Source organism: Streptomyces ambofaciens ATCC 23877 (assembly GCF_001267885.1).
GTDB lineage: Bacteria > Actinomycetota > Actinomycetes > Streptomycetales > Streptomycetaceae > Streptomyces > Streptomyces ambofaciens.
In genome coordinates, this window is the sequence record NZ_CP012382.1 from 792,843 (window position 1) to 809,977 (window position 17,135).

Consider the following 17,135-nt stretch of genomic DNA (forward strand, 5'->3'; position numbering starts at 1 on the left):
GTCAGCCGGGGAACCGGCCCTGGTCGCGCAGCTGCCTGCGTCGTTCGGCGTAGGCGAGGTCGTCGCGCCACAGACGGCCGGCGGCGGCGCGCATCAGCGGGCGCAGGACCGGCGCCAGGCGGCGGGCCACCGGGAACCCGGGCCGGTCGGAGGTGGCCAGGACCGCCTCGACGACCGCGGTGCGCGGCCGGCCGTGCTCGTCCGGACCGAGCGGCGTGGCGTGACTCTCCACGACGGACCCGGTGCCCTCGCCGTCGGTGATGTGCATGACGACGGTGCGGGGCTCCGGGGCGGTGAACTCGGCCCGGACGGGCACCACGAGACGTCCGGCGAGCCGGAAGGACACGTCCACGGCGAAGCGGTCGTCGTCGCCCGCGCTGTCGCCCGGCGCCCCGACGACGGTGAGGTCGACGAAGGAGTAGGGGTGGAACCAGGCACCGTGCCACGGGTCGAGCCGGTTGGCCACGACGTCCTCGGGTTCGCAGACCCCCACCCCGCGCCAGACGGAGGTCAGGGACGTCGCCTGCGCCGGCCTCGCCGGCAGGACGGGCGCCGCGGTCGGGGGCTCCTCCCCCACGGCGTCCAGCCGCACCCACACCAGGACGCCGTCGTCGTGCACCGGGAAGGGCTCCCAGCCGGCGAAGGCGGTGCCCTCGAGGGCGAGTCCGTGCCAGTGGCACACGAGCGTGCCGCACCGCACCGGGCTGTCGGCCAGCGGGGCCCCGAGGTGGGGGCACGCGCCGGGGCCGCCCACCAGACGCCCCGTCGCGTCCCGCCAGACGACGACCTCGACGCCCGCGATCGTGCCGGACAGGGGGCGGGTGGGCCGTACGTCGGTGCTCGCGCCCAGGACGTACCAGTTGCCCGAAGGGCGGTCCAGGGCGCGCTTGAGCGCCGCCGCGATGAGGGCGGGGCGGGCCTCGCGCCAGGTCGGCCGCTGGTGCTGCCAGGGCACGGGGCGGCGGCGCAGCCGCAGTGGGTAGCGGCCCCGGCGGGGGCTGGGGTCCTGCCTCATCCGGCCTCCTTCGCGGGGTAGGTGTCGTTCCTGCACGGCACGGGCGGCGTCCGGCGGGCGGCGGCGCCCCGCGCTCCCAGCCGGGCGGCCAGCACCCGGGCGAGCCCGTCGGCGGCGACGACCGCGCGCCGGCGGCGCGGGACCACCGCGCGCCGGTGCAGTACCGCGTACCCGTCCTGCGCGATCGAGTCCAGGATGTTGCGGTACAGCACGTAGGCGGTGCGGATGCAGGGCCGTGCCACCGGGTCCAGCATGCCCAGCCCGGGGGCGGCCTCACGGTAGACGGCGCGGGTGAGGTCCTCGGCGGCGCGCAGCGCGGCGGTGATGCGCCGGTCGCGGCGGCCCGTCAGCCTGCTCCACAGCAGCAGGTCCCGGTGGACGCCGTGCGCCGCCAGCAGGTCCGCCGGCAGGTAGATCCGGCCCCGGTCGAGGTCCTCGCCGACGTCCCGCAGGAAGTTGGTCAGCTGGAAGGCGAGGCCCAGCGCGGCGGCGTGCGGGGCGGCCCGGGCGCGGGGGGTCACGGTGCCGAGCACGGGCAGCATCTGCAGGCCGATGACGGCGGCGGAGCCGTGCATGTAGGCGCGCAGGTCGTCGTAGGTGGCGTAGTCGGTCACCGTGAGGTCGCTGCGCATCGAGGCCATGAAGTCGGTGAAGTGCGCCGGGTCGATGCCGTACCGGGCGGCGGTGTCGGCCAGGGCGACCACCACGGGTTCGTCCACCGGCCGGGCGCCGGTGGGCTCCAACGGCCGGGCGCCGGTGAGCGCCTGCCGGAGTTGAGCCTCGAGCCGGCTGAGGGTGGCCGCGCGCTCGGCCGTCGTCGCCTCGGCGCCCATGTCGTCGACGATGTCGTCGGCCCACCGCGCGAATCCGTACAGCGCGTGCACGGCCGGTCTGCGGTCGGCGGGCAGCAGGCGGGTCGCCAGGAAGTAGGTGCGTCCGTGCCGGGCGTTGAGGAACCGGCACCGGGTGTACGCGGCGCGCAGCGCGGGGTCGGTGATGCCCGCGGCGTCCAGTTCGCGCCGGGTCACCGGGGCCCGCCCCCGGCCGTCCCGCGGCGTGCCGGTGTTCCGGTGATGCGGGCGGCGGCCAGCTTCCCGGAGATCAGCACGGTCGGCACACCGACGCCCGGTGTGGTCCCGCAGCCCGCGAGGACCGCGTTGTCGGTGCCGCGCACCAGGTTGCGGGGGCGGAAGGGGCCCGTCTGCGCGAAGGTGTGGGCCACCGAGAAGGGCGTGCCGGCGGCATGCCCCTGGGCGGTCCAGTCGGCCGGTGTCACCAGGCATTCCTCCTCGATGGCGGCGGCGATGCCGGTCAGCCCCCGGCGTTCGAGGGTGGTCAGCAGGCGGTCGCGGTAGCGGGGAGCGAGGTCGTCCCAGGCCCGGGCGTCCGGTCCGATGTCGGTGTTGGGGCAGGGCGCGAGGACGTAGTGGAGGTGGCGGCCCTCGGGGGCCAGGGAGGCGTCACCGGCGGTGGGCCGGGTGATCAGCAGGGAGGGGTCGGTCATCAGGGTGCCGGTCCTGGTGAGTTCGTCGAAGGTACGCCGCCACGCGGCGCCGAAGGAGAGCGTGTGGTGGGCCAGGTGCGGCCAGGTGCGGGTGGTGCCGGCGTGCAGGACGACGGCGGAGGGGGCGTGCCGCAGCCCGACCGGGCGGCGCGGGCGGCGGCCCAGCAGCCGGTGGACGACGGGCAGGTCGGGGGTGAGGACGACGGCGTCGCACGGGATGCGTTCGTCGGCGGTGACGACCGCGGTGACGCGGCTGCCCGACCGCTCCAGCCGGGTGACCTCCTGCCCGAGGCGGAGGTCCGCGCCCGCGTCGGCGGCCGCGGCGGCCATGCCGCGGGGCAGGGCGTGCATACCGCCGCGGGGGAAGTACACGCCGGCCACCGTGTCCATGTAGGCGATGACGGCGTAGGCGGCGAGCGCCCGGGCCGGCGCGACGCCGGCGTACAGGGCCTGGAAGGAGAAGACCCGCTTGAGCCGCTCGTCCGAGAGGAAGCGGCCGATACGGGCGTCCAGCCGGCCGAAGCCGCCGAGCGCGGCCAGCCGGGCCAGGTCGGGGGTGAGCAGTCCGAGGGGCGAGTCGAAGTTGGCGTCGATGAAGCGGCGCATCTGCACCGCGTGGAGCCGGCTCAGCCAGGTGCGCAGCCGCCGGTACCCGGCGGCCTCCCGTGCCCCGGCGAAGCGCTCGACCTCCGCCTCCATGGCGGCCGCCTCGGTGTGCACGTCCAGCGTCCCGCCGTCGGCGAAGCACGCCCGGTAGGCGGGGTGCAGGGGCAGGAGTTCCACCCGGTCGGCCAGCCGGTCGCCGACGGCCGCGAACGCCTCGTCGGCCAGATGGGGCATCGTCATGACGGTCGGGCCCGTGTCGATCAGGTAGCCGCCCTGCTCGCGCCGTCCGGCACGGCCGCCGGGCAGCGGGTCGCGCTCCACGACCGTCACCCGCCGTCCGGACCCCAGCAGGTGCAGCGCGGCCGACAGCCCCGCGAGACCGGCTCCGACGACCACGACGTGGTCGGTGCGTCCGGTCACCGTCCGGGTCATCGGGGGTCCTCCCCCGCGCACGGCCGCTCACGCGGCCGTCGACCGCCGTCGTCTGCGGTGCTGGGGCGCATCCCGGGTCCTCTCGTCGTCGGCCGCGGCGGTGAGCCGTGCCGGGCACGTCGGCTGTCGCGGCTACTTCGGCCGGGCGGCGCTTCGTGGATGCACCGTCCGGCGGCGGCCACGGGCCGTGGGGTGACTCGGCGTCATGCCTTCCCCCGTCGCCTCGGGACCGACGCCGCCCGGGCCCGTTCCCGCCCGGCAGTCACCCGCCCGGCGGACACCCGCCCCGGAAGGTGCGGCCCGCCCGCCGGGCGGGCCCCCGCCGTCCCGGGCCCCTACGGACCCGACGGGGCGCGCCAGGGGTCGTCCACGGCTCTACGCCCCGGCCCCTTCCGCGTGGTCCGCCCGCCCGCCCGCGCCGAGCGGACCGGTGGGGTCCATGGCACCCTCCGCCTCCAGCCGGGGCAGCTCGCGCCGGGACAGGCGCAGGACCATCGGCGGCAGAGCCGTACGCCCCACCTGCGCCAGACGCAGCCACCCGGGCACGTACACGGCCGTGCGGCGACGCTCCACGGCGCGCACCAGCCGGGCGGCGACGTGGTCCGCCGGGAAGGTGCGGCGGGCCGGAGCCGGCATGTGCGCCCGCAACTCGCGCAGGACCGTGTACCGGTCGGCGTCACGGATCATGTCGGTGTCGATCCAGTTGAGGTAGGCGATGCCCACGGCGACCCCGTGGTGGGCCACCTCGGCGCGCAGTGAGTGGGTGAAGGCCTCCACGCCCGCCTTCGACGCGCAGTAGGCACTCATCATGGGAGCGGCACCGAGCGAGGCGAGCGACGCGATCTGGAGGTGGTAACCCGCGGTGCGGCGCAGGTCCGGCAGGAAGGCGCGGGCCGTGTGGGCGCTGCCGGTCAGGTTCACGTCGACGACGCGGCTCCACTCGGTGGGGTCCGACGTGGCGAACGGTCCGCCCTCGGCGATGCCGGCGTTCGCCACCACCACCGACGGCGTTCCCAGGCGTTCGCGCACCTCACGGGCGGCGGCGTCCAGCGCGACGGGGTCGGTGACATCGGCCTCGACGGCGACGGCCCGCGTCGGCAGCTCGGCCGCCACCTCGTCGAGCCGCGGCTTCTCGTGGCCGAGCAGGGCGATCCGGGCGCCCCGGCGGGCGCATTCCCGGGCCAGGGCCGCGCCCAGCCCGCGCGCGGCGCCGGTCACCACGACGACGCGGTTCTGCAGCGGGCTGTCTGTCACCGGGCCGGCCCTTTCTCGGGGAACACGGGCGTGGTCACGCCCGGGCGTCTCATCTCTTGTCGCCGATGCGGTCGCGGCGGGTGAGGGCGCGTTGGGCGCGGGCGAGGCCCGCGAAGCGGTGCTGGCGCAGGGCGGCGCGCGCGGCGTTGGCGCCCGGCGCACCGTGCACTCCGCCTCCCGGGTGCGCGCCCGCCGAGGCCAGGAAGAGACCGGTCACCGGTGTCTCCGGCCGTCCGGTGCCGGGCACGGGCCGGAAGACGAGCTGCTGGTGCATGGCGGTGGTGCCGCCGTTGATGGCGCCGCCCTCCAGGTTGGCGTTCATGGCCTGGAGCGTGGGCGGAGCCAGCACACGGCGGGCCCGGATCAGGCCCCGGAAGCCGGGCGCGAAACGTTCCACCTGGCGCTCGACGCGGTCGGCCATGAGCTCCTGCTCCCTGGCGTCCCAGCTGCCGGTGATGCCCTCGTCGCCCGCGTCGGCCCGGATGTCGTGGGGGACGTGGGTGTAGGCCCAGGCGGACTCCGTGCCGCTCGGGGAGCGGGACGGGTCCGTGGTGGTCATCTGACCGAACAGCGAGAACGGGCGGTCGGGGACCTGCCGCATGGCGATCTGGGCGGCGAAGCGGGTCAGCTCGTCGAGGCCGTCGGCCAGATGCACGGTCCCGGCCCGCGCCGCGTCCTCGCACCGCCAGGGCACGGGGCCGTCCAGAGCCCAGTCGACCTTGAAGGTGGCGAAGTCCCACTGGAAGCGCCGCAGATCGGCGAGGACCTGGTCCGGCAGGTGCTCCGGGGCGACGAGCCCTCCGTAGAGGGCGGGCACGGACACGTCCGCGAGGACGGCACGCCGGGCGGTGACCGTCTCCCCGCCGGCCGTGCGGACGCCCGTCACGCGTCGGTCCCGGACCAGGACCTGCTCGACGCGCTGCCCGCACCGCAGGGTGCCGCCGCGCGCCCGCAACCGGTGGACCAGTGCCGCGGTGAGGGCGCCCGAGCCGCCGACCGGCACGGGGAAGCCGTAGGTCTGTCCGAGCATCGACATCAGCCAGCCGAAGCCGCCGCTCCCGGCGGCCTCCGGCGCGAGGTCGGCGTGCAGGGCGTTGCCGGCCAGGATCAGTTTCCCGCCCTCGCCGCGGAACTCCTCCTCGCCCATGCGGCGCACCGGCAGTACCAGGGTGCGCGCCAGCCGGAGCCCGCCTCCGCCGCGCAGCCGCAGCGCCAGCCGGGCGCCGGCCCGGACCGGGGGGAAGGGGGTGAACAGGGCGTCCAGGATGTCGGCCCGGTAGCGGTCCCAGACCTCGTGCAGACGGTCCCAGGCGGCCCCGTCCCCGGGCGCGAAGGCGTCGAGGGAGGCGGCGGTGGTGGCGACGTCGCGGTCCAGGACGGCGCAGGTGCCGTCGGTCAGGGGGTGGGCGAGCACGTGGGGGGCGTGCCCCCAGCGCAGTCCGTGGTCCTGCAGGCGCAGCCCGGCGAGGACCGGGGAGGCGGCGGCGAGCGGGTAGAAGGAGCTGAACAGATCGTTGACGAACCCGGGGGCGACCTCGCTGTCGTGGCGTACCGCCCCGCCCGGCTCGGGCTGCTCCTCCAGGACCTCCACGCTCCAGCCGGCGTCCACGAGCAGGTTCGCCGCCACCAGCCCGTTGGGACCCGAGCCGATCACGACCGCATCAGGCATGGCCGGCTCCCGGTCCGAACTCCACGGAGCCGGGGGTGTTCGCCGGGTCAGGCCGGCGCCGCTCCCCGGCCTCGGACTCGCACAGTTTCGCGAGCCTGGCGAGCATCGCTCGGTGCCGCACCTGGATCAGCGCCTCCACCCCCACGTTGTGCAGCAGGCCGCCGGGGCCGCGCAGCGGGTGCTCGTCCATGATCACGAGACACTGCTCCCCCCAGGGGCGCAGTTCGATGGCGATGCGGGCCGTGCCGAGCACGCCGGCCTTGGCCTCGATCTCCAGCACGGACCCCGGCTCGCAGCGCCGCACGACCGACTCGTTCTGCAGCCGCACCGGCCCGATCCTGACCTCGTACTCGATGGTCGCGCCGACCTCCGGCCACCGTCCGGACTTGGGGGTGACCTCCGAGGGGCCCACCACCCACTCCACGTACTCGTTGCCGTCCGCCAGGACGTCCCACACCGCCTGCGGGCTCGCCTGGACCAACCGATGCCGCACCGCCACGCGTGCCTCCCACGCCCAGTAACCGTCACTGCGAGGACGCTGCACTGAGTGCCCCGTTCGCCACCGGCCAACCGGGCGGACTTCCCGGACCCGCCCCGGCCGAGGGCGGCGTCGCCGTCACGGGCACGGCCCCGGACGCCTACGCCGCCCCGCGGAAAGGCCCTGCATTGGCATGGACCTGTCGATGCCGCTCCGGCTACCCTCGGGGCAACCCGATGAGAGCGCTCTCAGACCGCGGTTGTTCCACCCCCACCTAGCTGGAACGACGAAGGGCAACTCCCGTGAGACGCAGCAGACCCAGATACCTCGGCCTGGCCGGCCTCCTCGTGTTCGGCAGCCTCACCGCGGTCGGCACCCTGCCCGCCTCGGCGGCCGACTCCCCCACCGCCCCCGCCAAGCCGCCGGCCGCCTCCGCCGGCCTCCTGGACGCCATGGAGCGGGACTTCGGTCTCACCCGGGCCGAGGCCGAGGGCCGGCTCGCGGCCGAACGCCGCGCCACCGCCCTCGAACCCACGGCACGCCGGGCCGCCGGGGACGCCTTCGGCGGATCCTGGTTCGACGCCGCGAAGGGGCGGCTGACCGTGGCCGTCACCTCGGACGCGCCCGCCACCACGGTCCGGGCCGTCGGTGCCACCGGCGCGCAGGTCCGTACCGTGGAGCACAGCGCACGGCGGCTCGACGCGGCCAAGGCGCGCATCGACCGCCTGGACGCCCCCGCCGGCGTCAGCAGCTGGCGCGTCGACCCGTCCGCGAACACCGTGGTCGTCGACGTGGTCCGCGGCGAGCGCTCCGACAACGATGTCCAGCGGTTCGTGGACCGGGCCCGCGAGGCCGGACCCGTCACGGTGCGCTCGGTGCCGTCGGCACCCCGGACCTTCGCGGCGGGCACCGTCGGCGGCGACCCGTACTACACCGGCAACGTCCGCTGCTCCATCGGCTTCTCGGTGCACGGCGGTTTCGTCACCGCCGGACACTGCGGCGGCGCGGGAGCCGGGGTCAGCGGCTGGGACCGCTCGCACATCGGCACCTTCCAGGGCTCGTCGTTCCCGGAGAACGACTACGCCTGGGTGAGCGTCGGCAGCGGCTGGTGGACGGTACCGGTCGTACTCGGCTGGGGCACGGTCTCCGACCAGCTCGTGCGCGGTTCGAACGAGGCGCCCGTCGGGGCCTCGATCTGCCGCTCCGGCTCGACCACCCGCTGGCACTGCGGCACGGTGCTGGCCAAGAACGAGACGGTCAACTACAGCCAGGGCGCGGTGCGCCAGATGACAAAGACCAGTGTCTGCGCCGAGGGCGGGGACTCGGGCGGCTCGTTCATCAGCGGCGACCAGGCGCAGGGCGTCACCTCGGGCGGCTGGGGGAACTGCTCCAGCGGCGGGGAGACCTGGTTCCAGCCCGTCAACGAGATCCTGAACCGCTACGGGCTGACGCTGCACACGGCCTGATCCGGAACGTCGGGGAGGGCCTCGCCGGACTGCCGGCGGGGCCTCTCCCCCGGCGGGACCCGTACCCGGCCGTCGGCGGCCGGGTACGGGTCAGACGTCGAGCGCTCCGGCGCCCGGCTCCGTCCTCTCGGAGCCGGTCGCCGTGGTCAGCCGGCGGTAGGCGGCCCGTGCGTGGGCCAGGCGGGCCAGTGCCGTGCCGACGAGGGCCGCGCCGAGCAGACAGGCCAGCCAGATCGCGTCCCGCCGGCCCGTCCAGGTCAGCGTGCCGGCGGGCGGGACGGCGAAGCCGTTGAGCGACAGCCAGCACAGGAGGGCCGTTCCGGGGGCGGCCGTGAACCGCGCCCAGATGCCCAGCAGTGCCGCCAGCAGGGAGAGCACGGCCAGCGCGAGTCCCGGACGGCCCACCCCCACGATGCCGTTGAGGAGTGCCACGAGGGCGAGGGCGCCGCTGAAGGCGCCCGCCCACACCAGCGGAGCCCCGACCGGGCGGGGGACGGGTCTCACGCCGTGGCTCAGCGGCACCCACTCGATCATCCTGACGGCTCCCTCCGGTCCCGGACGGCTCCGACCACGGCGTCGGACACCGGTCCTGCGGGAGGATTGTCCCACCGGCGCGCCGAGCGACGTACCGGCCGGGGTGACAACCGGTCACGGCGGGCCACCGCCGCGGCCGTGCGGGCCGGGTGGGCCGTGCGGACCGCGTGGACCGGACGTCCGCCCGGAGCCCTCCGGCGGCTTCGCCCCCGGGCCCTCTCAGCGGCCTCCCTGTCTGTGCCGGCCCGCACCGCGGGCGTCCGGCCCGACCACCGGTTCGCCCGCTCGAGTTGGCCGGCGAGGCGGAGGAGGGAGCTCTGCGGACCGTGTCCGGCAGCGAACGGCGCTCCGATGGGCGGCCCCGTCCCGGCGTCGTCCGCCGCCGGCAGCACGCCCCGGCCCTCCCCCCGGGGCCGGCTGCCTACCGTTCCGCGTCGGCGTGCTTCGGGGAGGACGCCGCGGCGGGAGCCGGCACGGGCGCCGCGCAGTCGTCCTCCCCCGCGTCGTCGCCGTCACCGGAGCGGTTCCCCGGCGCGGCGGCCGGCCCTCCGCTCACACCGGGCAGCAGCCTGCCGGCGGCCCGCAGGGCACCGGCGAGCAGGTACGCCCGTCCCGCGAAGACGGGCCCGAGAACGGCGAGGACGAGGACGTACCCGGCGATGAACGGGGCGAGCCGTCCGTCCAGCCCCGCGCCCGCGGCCATGGCGGCCAGGATGAGCGCGAACTCCCCGCGCGCGACCAGGGTGGTGGCGATCTCGGCGGCGGGTTCCGAGCCGTAGCGGTACACGCGGGCCACGCACAGCCCGGCGACGACGTTCATGACGATGGTCAGCGCCGCGGCGGCCGCGACCGGGCCCGCGACCGACGCGATGTCGCCGGGGTCGATGGCGAGACCGAAGGCGAAGAAGAAGATGGCCGCGAAGGCGTCCCGGAGCGGGTGCACCAGTTCACGGATCTGCGGCCCCGAGGGGGTACCGGCCAGGATGAGGCCGACCATGAAGGCGCCGATGGCGTCGGCGACGCCGAGGACCTCCGAGACACCCGCGACGAGCACCGCCGCCCCGAGGAAGCTGATGACCAGCAGTTCGTTGTCCCGGGTCGCGATCAGACGGCCCACGAGCCGCGTGCCGTAGCGGGCCGCGGCGGCGAGCACCAGCAGGAAGCCGAAGGCCTTGCCGGCCTGCAGGGCCATGTCCGCGAAGCCGTGCGCGCCCGCGATGACCGGCTGGAGGGCGGCCAGGTACAGCGCGAGGAAGATGTCCTCCACCACGATGACGCCGAGGATCAGACGGGTCTCGGGCCGGCCGATCCGGCCCAGGTCGATGAGGATCTTGGTGACGATCGCGGAGGACGATATGCCGAGCACGCCGGCGAGCACCAGCGCCTCCCGCACACCCCAGCCCAGGACGAATCCGAAGCCCAGACCGGCGCCGACGTTCAGCAGCAGATAGATGCCACCGGCGGTCAGCAGCCGCTTGCCGCCGCTCTTGAGGTCGTCGAGGTGGAATTCCAGGCCGAGGTAGAAGAGCAGCAGCACCAGCCCGAGCGCGGAGAGCATCTCGAAGTCATGCGCGTCCTCCACCAGGACGAAGCCCGGCGTGTGGGGACCGAGCAGGATGCCGGCGAGCATGAACAGCGGAATCGTCGGAAGTCCGATCCTGCCGCCGAGGCGGGCGAGGAACGCGGCGGCCAGAAAGGCACCGCCCATGGCGAGCAGGGTGTCAGCGTGTCCCACGGGTCACCGCCTTCGACCGTGCGGAGGGTCGGGAGGGCTTCACTTGACGGGGATGGACTTGACGGGGATGGATGCGCATTCTCCTTCGTCTGTCATCTGTGACGCGTCGTCTGTCGTGCGGTCGGGCGCCGTCGGCCGACCGCGGTGGCGCGACACCGCCCCCGGTCCGGACGGGGCACCGTCTCGTCCGCGGTGTGCACGGACGGCGGGCTCCGGACCCGGGTCACCCCCGGCAGTACGCCACGATGACCACCGGCCGCCTCGGCACTCGGGCGCGCCCGGCGCAGCCGGCTCGGACCGTACGGCGACACCCGCGGACGGGCGGGACGGACCTCGGACCTCCCCCGCGACGCTCCCGGCGCCCGAGAACCCCGGGGCACGGCGTCGCTCAACGGTCACACGCCGGGCCGGTGCTCCGCCATCGGGGACGGCACCCATAACGTCCGGTGGCCGACACCCATCACGGCGAGGCGGGGGCGCCGCTCCGCGAGCCGGAGGAGGGACACACGCGGCCGGTGAGAAGGGTGTGCCGCGGCCGACTCGGGGATCCCGGCCACGGCACGTCCCGTCGCCCCGGCGCGGGAGGACTGCGCACCCGGGCACGGACTGCGACTTCCCCGGGCCCGCGCGCCGACACTGCCCCAGCCGAGTGATCGTCACGAACGGTCACCCGGCGCGGCGTGACGACCCATTCGGCTGACACCCACCACCGGGCGGGCATGGCCGCTCGCCTTTCGATCGGCTCTTTCCCCATGATCGTGCACGAATTACGGTCCCTTTCCGGAAGGTGTGCTCTGCCATGGGGTCTCCCGCGTCCAGCGTGTCCGGCGTCGAATTGCCGCCGGTCTTCTGTCCTTTCGAGTCCGCCATCCATCCCCGGGTCCGGCAGGTCGAGAAACGGGCCGTGCAATGGATCGCCGACAGCGGGATGTGCGCCACGGACCGGGAACGCGCCTGGACCGTGGCGACGCACAGCGCCGACTTCTTCGCCCGGTTCGCACCCGTCGCCGACGACGACCGCCTGCTGGCAGCGGCCCTCTGGGTGTACTGGGGCTTCGCCTTCGATGACGCGCGGTGCGACAGCGGTCCCCTGAGCAGCAGACCCGCGCAGTTCAACGCGCTGGCCGGTCAGGTGCAGCGGGCCTGTGAGACGGACTCGGCCGTGGGCTCGGACCGGTTCATCGGCGCCCTGCAGGACATCATGCGCCGCTTCCGCGGCTTCGCCGCGCCCACGCAGGTGAGCCGGTTCGTGCACGCCCACCGCGCCTGGCTCTCGGGGGTGGCCTGGCAGATCGGCAACCAGGCGGTCGGCCGCATGCCGGGCCTGGACGACTTCCTGGCGATGCGGCTGCTGTCTTCGGGCGGCGAACCCACCTTCGCCCTCCTGGAACTGGCCACGGGCGCGGAGATTCCCGACCGTGAGCTGCACCGTCCGGCCGTCCGCGCGCTCACCGAGATGGCCATCCTCGTGGCCGCCCTGGACAACGACCGGCACTCGCTGCACAAGGAGCTGGCGGGCGGTCAGGCGGACCAGAACCTCTACACCGTGCTGATGCAGGAGCGGTCCTGCCCCCTCCAGGAGGCGGTGACGGCCGGCACCGCGCTGCGGGACCGCGTCCTGCTGCGGTTCACGCACCTGCACGACCGGGTCCGGCCGACCGCGAGCACCGAACTCGCCGGCTACCTCCAGGGACTGCGCCACGGGGTCCGGGGCAACAACGAGTGGGGGCTGCGGGTGCCGCGCTACCTGAGCGACGGACGCTGGCCCGACGAGATGGACGACACGCTGCTGACCTGGGCCGAGGAACCGTCCGACAGCCGCCCCGGGCCGGTGGAGGGAGCCCCCTCCATCGCCTGGTGGTGGGACGCTGACCTCGCCTGAGTACGCGTCGTATACGGACGCGTCACCGCCGCGAGGCCAGGTCCAGCGTCCACCAGGGGCCGCCGGACCCCTTCGCCCTGCCGACGCCCGCGTGGGTGTATGCGCAGGTGAGGAGGATGTCGCGGTGCGGGGCGCTGCGCATCCACACGGCCACGGCGGCCTCCGCGGTGCCGGACCCCGCGGTGACGTTCTCGCCCGCGGAGGCGACCCGGTAGCCGGCGGCCCGCATGCGGTCGGCGGGGCTGCTCCCGTCGGCTCCGGTGTGGGTCAGCCGGTGACCGCGGGCCATCGCGGCACTGTGTGCGCGTGCGGCCCGGCCCAGCGCCGCGTGCAGCCGCACCGGTGAGCAACCGGCCTGCCTCCGCTGGCGGTTGACGGCGGCGACCATGCGGCCGCCAACCGTGCCGGAGCCCCCCGCCTGGTGCCGTGGACCCTGGGTCGAGCCGGAGCCTGAGCCGGTGCCGGCCGGACCGGGCGCCGGCTGCCACCGGCCCGGCTCGGGCACCGGCCACAGCGGCGCCCGGTAGGGGGCGGGGGGCGTCGGCGCGGGCGGCGGTCCGGCCCAGGCGGCCGGTACCGCGACGATCTGCAGGGCCGTGAGGACCGCGCCAAGGGCGAGCATCGTCCGCGGCATGCCGATCATTTCGTTTTTCACCTTTTCTTTTCCGGGCGTTTATCGATGACGTTCATCGCGTTTTCTGCTGGTGTATCCACCGCTTCATTCGGGGTAATTCAGCCTTTCGCTGACGGTGTGCGAGAGGGCTGTTGGATAGGCTTGCGCTCGTTCGTTCCACCCCCCTCTCGTGCATTCTTCCGGAGGTTTTTCATGTCGTTCTCGCTGCGCCGCGTCGCCGTGGTGTCGTTGGCCGCTCTGGCCCTGACGGCGGGTGGGGCCGTCTCGGCGGCCGGTGCCGCCGAGGTGTCGGCTCCGGCCACCGTGACCTCGCCCGGGCCCGGCGGTGGCGGGTTCAACGGCGGCCACGAGCCGCCGATGCACTTCGGCCCGTTCGAGATCCCGAAGTTCGGCAGCGTCTCCGGTGGTTTCTCCTGGGGTCTCGCGCGCTAGCCCGGCCGGGCAGAGGCATGGATGAGGGCCGTCGGTGGACGGCCCTCATCGTCGTTTCAGCGTGGCGGCACTGGCCATGAGCACCAGGACCACGCACCCGAGGATCAGCGCCGCGTCCCGGACGAACACCCCGGTGACGCCGGTGTGCGTGGCCGCCTCGCCCGCGGCCTGCACGGCGTAGGTCATGGGCATCGCCCGGGCCACGGCCGCCAGTGCGCCGTGCATCTCGTCCCGGGGCACGAACAGGCCGCACACCAGGAACTGCGGCAGTACCCCGGCCGGCAGGAACTGCACCGCCTGGAACTCGTTGCGGGCGAAGGCGCTCACCAGCAGGCCGAGGGCGAGGCCGAGCAGGGCACCGAGCATGGCGATGACCATCAGCAGATAAGCGGGACCCTTGATGTCCAGGCCCAGCGGGCCCACCGAGAGCAGGGTGGACAGCACCGCCTGGAGCAGCGCCAGGAACGCGAAGGCCAGGCTGTAGCCCAGGACGATGTCCAGCCGCCGTACCGGCATGGTCAGCAGCCGCTCGGCGGTGCCCGAGGTGCGTTCCCGGAGCGTCGACACGGAGGCCACCAGGTACATCACGATGACCGGGAAGATGCCGAAGACCTGGGGTCCGACCCGTTCGAAGGTCTCCTCGGCGTCGTGGAACATCAGCTTGAGCAGCACCATGAGCATGCAGGGGATGCCCAGGAGCAGGGCGGTGCTGCCGCGGTCGCGGGAGACCTGCTGGAGCACCCGGACGGCGGTCGCCGCGGTGATGTTGGGCGAGAACGGCAGCCGGTCGGTCAGGTGGGTGGCAGTCATGTGAGGGAGTCCGCAGCGAAGAAGGCGCGTTCGGCGTCGGGTGCGCCGGGCTGGCCGAGCAGGTGGGGGGAGAGTCCGTCGACGGTGTCGTGCTGCCGGGCCCGTGCCTCGGCCGCGGCGGCGGCCCGGACGAGGTACAGGAACGCCTCCTCCACCGCGTCGCAGCCGGTGTGTTCGAGGAGGCTGCCCCGGTCCGCGTTGGCCAGGAGCCGTCCCGAGCGCATCAGCAGCAGCCGGTCGCAGCGGTCGGCCTCGTCCATGACGTGGCTGGAGACCAGGAGCGTGGTGCCCTCCTCGGCGAGCCGCTGGAAGACCAGCCACAGCTCCCGGCGGACCATCGGATCGAGTCCGACGGTGGGTTCGTCCATCACCAGCAGGTCGGGCCGGTTCAGCAGCGCGACGGCCAGGGAGACCCGCGAGTACTGGCCGCCCGAGAGCCGGGAGACCGGCTGGTCGGCGTAGGCGGCGAGGTCCACCTCCTTCACGACCCGGACCACGGCGTCCTCGCGCCGCCAGCCGCGCATGCCGAGGGCGGCGGCGAAGTACCGCAGGTTCTCCAGCACCGTCAGGTCCGCGTAGACGGAGGGTGCCTGGGTGACGTAGCCGACGCGGGTGCGCAGCGGCCAGGCGCCCGCCGCGTGACCGAGCACCTGGACGTGGCCGGCGCTGGGCTCCTGGACGCCGACCACACAGCGCAGCAGGGTGGTCTTGCCGCAGCCGCTGGGGCCCAGCAGTCCCACGATGCAGCCGCGGGGGACGGTGAAACTGACGTTGCGCAACACCGGTTGGGTCCCCCGGGCCACCTGCAGCCCGTAGGCGGCCACGGCCGGGAGGTCGCCCGGAGGCGCTGCGCTGTGCTCGGTGTGCTGCACGGCTCCACTGGTTTTCGTCGTATCGGGGCCGCGGCGTCAGGCCGCGGCGCGGCCGGCGCGAGGGGACGGAGCGGTCATCGCCAGGACAACGGCCCGCCGGTCGTGGGGTCACGCACCGGCTGCCGCACCGCTCCGGCCGGTGCACCCGGTCGGGGGAGGGTGGTGGCGGCGCGGTTCAGGACTCGCGGCGGGTCATCGCCCAGGCGATGTCGTGCAGCTGGCGGTAGGCGTCAGCGGTGGGTTGCGCGAGGGACAGGGAGCGCAGCGCGACCGTCATCTGCCGGCGTGCCTCCTCCTCGGCCGCCCGCCGTCCGCCGGCCTCCTCCACCAGGAGCCGCGCCAGGTCGATGTCGCCCCCCGCCAGCGGGTGCGGGCTCCGGTACAGCTCGCGCAGCCGCTCGGCCGCCGGGCCCGGTGCGGCGAGGGCCGCCACGACGGGCAGCGACTTCTTGCGGGCGGCCAGGTCCGCGCCGACCGGCTTGCCGCTGCGCGCGCTCCGGCCCCAGATGCCGAGGATGTCGTCGGCACACTGGAAGGCCACGCCGAGGTGCCGTCCGAACTCCCGCAGCCCGCCCACCCGGACGGCGTCCGCGCCGGCCAGCACGCCGCCCAGCGCGCAGGCGCAGCCGATCAGGGCACCCGTCTTGCCCGCGGCCATGGTCAGGTAGTCCGCGACCGACACGTCGTGGGCCTTCTCGAAAGCGACGTCGTGGCTCTGCCCCTCCACGAGCTCCAGCAGCGCGGCCACGAGTTCCTGAACGGCCGCCCCCGCGCGCCGCGGTGAGGCCTGGGTCAGGGCGCGCAGGGCGGCGACCAGCAGCGCGTCGCCGGTGAGTACGGCCGCGGGGGTTCCGAACAGGGACCAGGCGGCGGGCTGGTGGCGGCGCAGTGCGTCGCCGTCGATGACATCGTCGTGCAGCAGGGTGAAGTCGTGCACCAGCTCGACCGCCACCGCGCCGGGCACCGCGGCCGCCGGGTCGGCGCCGACGGCCACCGCCGACAGCAGGGCGAGGGCCGGACGCACCGCCTTGCCACCGCCGGACACGGACGCGCGGGGCGCGCCGTCGGCCTCGCACCAGCCCCGGTGGTACCTGGCCACCAGACTCTCCGCGGCGGGCAGCGACTCGACCGCCGCCCGCAGCGCGGGTGACAGCACGTCGTCGACCCACTGCAGACGCGGGAAGGCACCTGCTGGGGCCGAGTCGGTGATCTGCGACACGTACTACTCCTCACGAGGTCGGGACCCGAAGACGGACAGCGGGAACCGGCGGTGCCCGCACGGGGCCGCGTCGGCCGCGCCCCAGTCAATCGGCTGCCCTGCCGCGGGGAGCGTGCTCCGCGCACCCACCCGGCGAAAGATCACCGAAGCAGCCCAGCCCTATGACCATGCATCCAGCCGACAATCGGGCCACATCCGGCGGTGGTTGGGACGTCAACCGTCCGCCCCGCCGCGGGATGCGGCGGGGCGGACGGTTGCGGACGGTCCGTCAGCACGGTGTGCTTGCCATCAACTTCTCGAAGGAAGCCATGCAATCCGGGCAGTGGCGTGCCCGTTCACCGTCGGATGCCTCGATACGTTCGCGGAGCCTCTCTCCGCACAGAGTGGCCGCTGCCTGTTTGGCCATCACGTGCCACACCAACGCTCCGCCCGCCTTCTCCGGGCCCACGCACATTTCGTACATGATCGGCCTCCCAGCCTGGACGCCGCTGACACTCCCAAGGAGACACCGGATCGGTCGCCACCAGTAGCGTGCGGGGGCCATTCGGGTGACGGCCGGTTCGCCCCTCCGGGGTGGTGAGACACCCGGACGG

Annotated in this window: 15 protein-coding genes; 3 read left to right on the plus strand and 12 right to left on the minus strand. The window is 74.7% G+C overall.

Annotated features, from left to right (window positions below):
* Nucleotide 1: 1 nt before the first annotated feature.
* The 6 genes from SAM23877_RS03565 to SAM23877_RS03590 form a co-directional block, all read right to left on the minus strand.
* Nucleotides 2–1,015, minus strand: a complete 1,014-nt coding sequence (locus tag SAM23877_RS03565; RefSeq protein WP_053126837.1) for a Rieske (2Fe-2S) protein — start codon at nucleotides 1,013–1,015, stop codon at nucleotides 2–4.
* On the minus strand, nucleotides 1,012–2,043 hold the full coding sequence (locus SAM23877_RS03570; RefSeq protein ID WP_053126839.1) for a phytoene/squalene synthase family protein: 1,032 nt from the start codon (nucleotides 2,041–2,043) through the stop codon (nucleotides 1,012–1,014). The genes SAM23877_RS03565 and SAM23877_RS03570 overlap by 4 nt, the downstream gene beginning before the upstream one ends.
* On the minus strand, nucleotides 2,040–3,557 hold the full coding sequence (crtI, locus tag SAM23877_RS03575) for a phytoene desaturase family protein (RefSeq protein WP_053126841.1): 1,518 nt from the start codon (nucleotides 3,555–3,557) through the stop codon (nucleotides 2,040–2,042). Before crtI ends, SAM23877_RS03570 begins: the two co-directional genes overlap by 4 nt.
* Nucleotides 3,558–3,932: 375 nt before the next feature.
* Nucleotides 3,933–4,811, minus strand: coding sequence for an SDR family oxidoreductase (locus SAM23877_RS03580; RefSeq protein WP_053126843.1), 879 nt, complete (start codon nucleotides 4,809–4,811; stop codon nucleotides 3,933–3,935).
* Nucleotides 4,812–4,860: 49 nt separating this feature from the next.
* Nucleotides 4,861–6,480, minus strand: coding sequence for a phytoene desaturase family protein (locus SAM23877_RS03585; protein ID WP_053126845.1), 1,620 nt, complete (start codon nucleotides 6,478–6,480; stop codon nucleotides 4,861–4,863).
* Complete coding sequence (locus tag SAM23877_RS03590; protein ID WP_053126847.1) at nucleotides 6,473–6,979, minus strand: SRPBCC family protein; 507 nt, start codon at nucleotides 6,977–6,979, stop codon at nucleotides 6,473–6,475. Before SAM23877_RS03590 ends, SAM23877_RS03585 begins: the two co-directional genes overlap by 8 nt.
* Before the next feature lie 281 nt (nucleotides 6,980–7,260).
* Between SAM23877_RS03590 and SAM23877_RS03595 the strand changes: the two genes are divergently transcribed.
* Complete coding sequence (locus tag SAM23877_RS03595; protein WP_053126849.1) at nucleotides 7,261–8,424, plus strand: S1 family peptidase; 1,164 nt, start codon at nucleotides 7,261–7,263, stop codon at nucleotides 8,422–8,424.
* 90 nt (nucleotides 8,425–8,514) lie between these two features.
* On the opposite strand, the gene SAM23877_RS03600 is transcribed toward SAM23877_RS03595, so the two are convergent.
* Together SAM23877_RS03600 and SAM23877_RS03605 are read right to left on the minus strand one after the other, a co-directional pair.
* Nucleotides 8,515–8,958 (minus strand): hypothetical protein, encoded by a 444-nt coding sequence (locus tag SAM23877_RS03600; protein ID WP_053126851.1) that lies wholly within the window; start codon nucleotides 8,956–8,958, stop codon nucleotides 8,515–8,517.
* Nucleotides 8,959–9,379: 421 nt separating this feature from the next.
* On the minus strand, nucleotides 9,380–10,693 hold the full coding sequence (locus tag SAM23877_RS03605) for a cation:proton antiporter (RefSeq protein ID WP_053126855.1): 1,314 nt from the start codon (nucleotides 10,691–10,693) through the stop codon (nucleotides 9,380–9,382).
* Nucleotides 10,694–11,492: 799 nt separating this feature from the next.
* Between SAM23877_RS03605 and SAM23877_RS03610 the strand changes: the two genes are divergently transcribed.
* The gene (locus SAM23877_RS03610; protein ID WP_079029998.1) at nucleotides 11,493–12,575 is read left to right on the plus strand and encodes a terpene synthase family protein; all 1,083 of its coding nucleotides are present in this window, start codon (nucleotides 11,493–11,495) and stop codon (nucleotides 12,573–12,575) included.
* Between the two features lie 22 nt (nucleotides 12,576–12,597).
* On the opposite strand, the gene SAM23877_RS03615 is transcribed toward SAM23877_RS03610, so the two are convergent.
* Complete coding sequence (locus tag SAM23877_RS03615) at nucleotides 12,598–13,218, minus strand: CAP domain-containing protein (protein ID WP_053126857.1); 621 nt, start codon at nucleotides 13,216–13,218, stop codon at nucleotides 12,598–12,600.
* A 183-nt stretch (nucleotides 13,219–13,401) separates the two neighbouring features.
* Here SAM23877_RS03615 and SAM23877_RS03620 point away from each other — a divergent pair, with 183 nt between their 5' ends.
* Complete coding sequence (locus SAM23877_RS03620; RefSeq protein WP_053126859.1) at nucleotides 13,402–13,641, plus strand: hypothetical protein; 240 nt, start codon at nucleotides 13,402–13,404, stop codon at nucleotides 13,639–13,641.
* A gap of 45 nt (nucleotides 13,642–13,686) precedes the next feature.
* Here the strand turns inward: SAM23877_RS03620 and SAM23877_RS03625 are convergent, their stop codons facing one another.
* From SAM23877_RS03625 to SAM23877_RS03635, 3 genes are all read right to left on the minus strand, one after another.
* On the minus strand, nucleotides 13,687–14,451 hold the full coding sequence (locus tag SAM23877_RS03625) for an ABC transporter permease (RefSeq protein ID WP_053126861.1): 765 nt from the start codon (nucleotides 14,449–14,451) through the stop codon (nucleotides 13,687–13,689).
* Nucleotides 14,448–15,323 (minus strand): ABC transporter ATP-binding protein, encoded by an 876-nt coding sequence (locus SAM23877_RS03630; RefSeq protein WP_244902914.1) that lies wholly within the window; start codon nucleotides 15,321–15,323, stop codon nucleotides 14,448–14,450. The genes SAM23877_RS03625 and SAM23877_RS03630 overlap by 4 nt, the downstream gene beginning before the upstream one ends.
* Nucleotides 15,324–15,498: 175 nt before the next feature.
* Entirely contained in the window at nucleotides 15,499–16,542 is a 1,044-nt protein-coding gene (locus SAM23877_RS03635) for a polyprenyl synthetase family protein (RefSeq protein WP_053126862.1), read from the minus strand.
* Nucleotides 16,543–17,135: the final 593 nt, after the last annotated feature.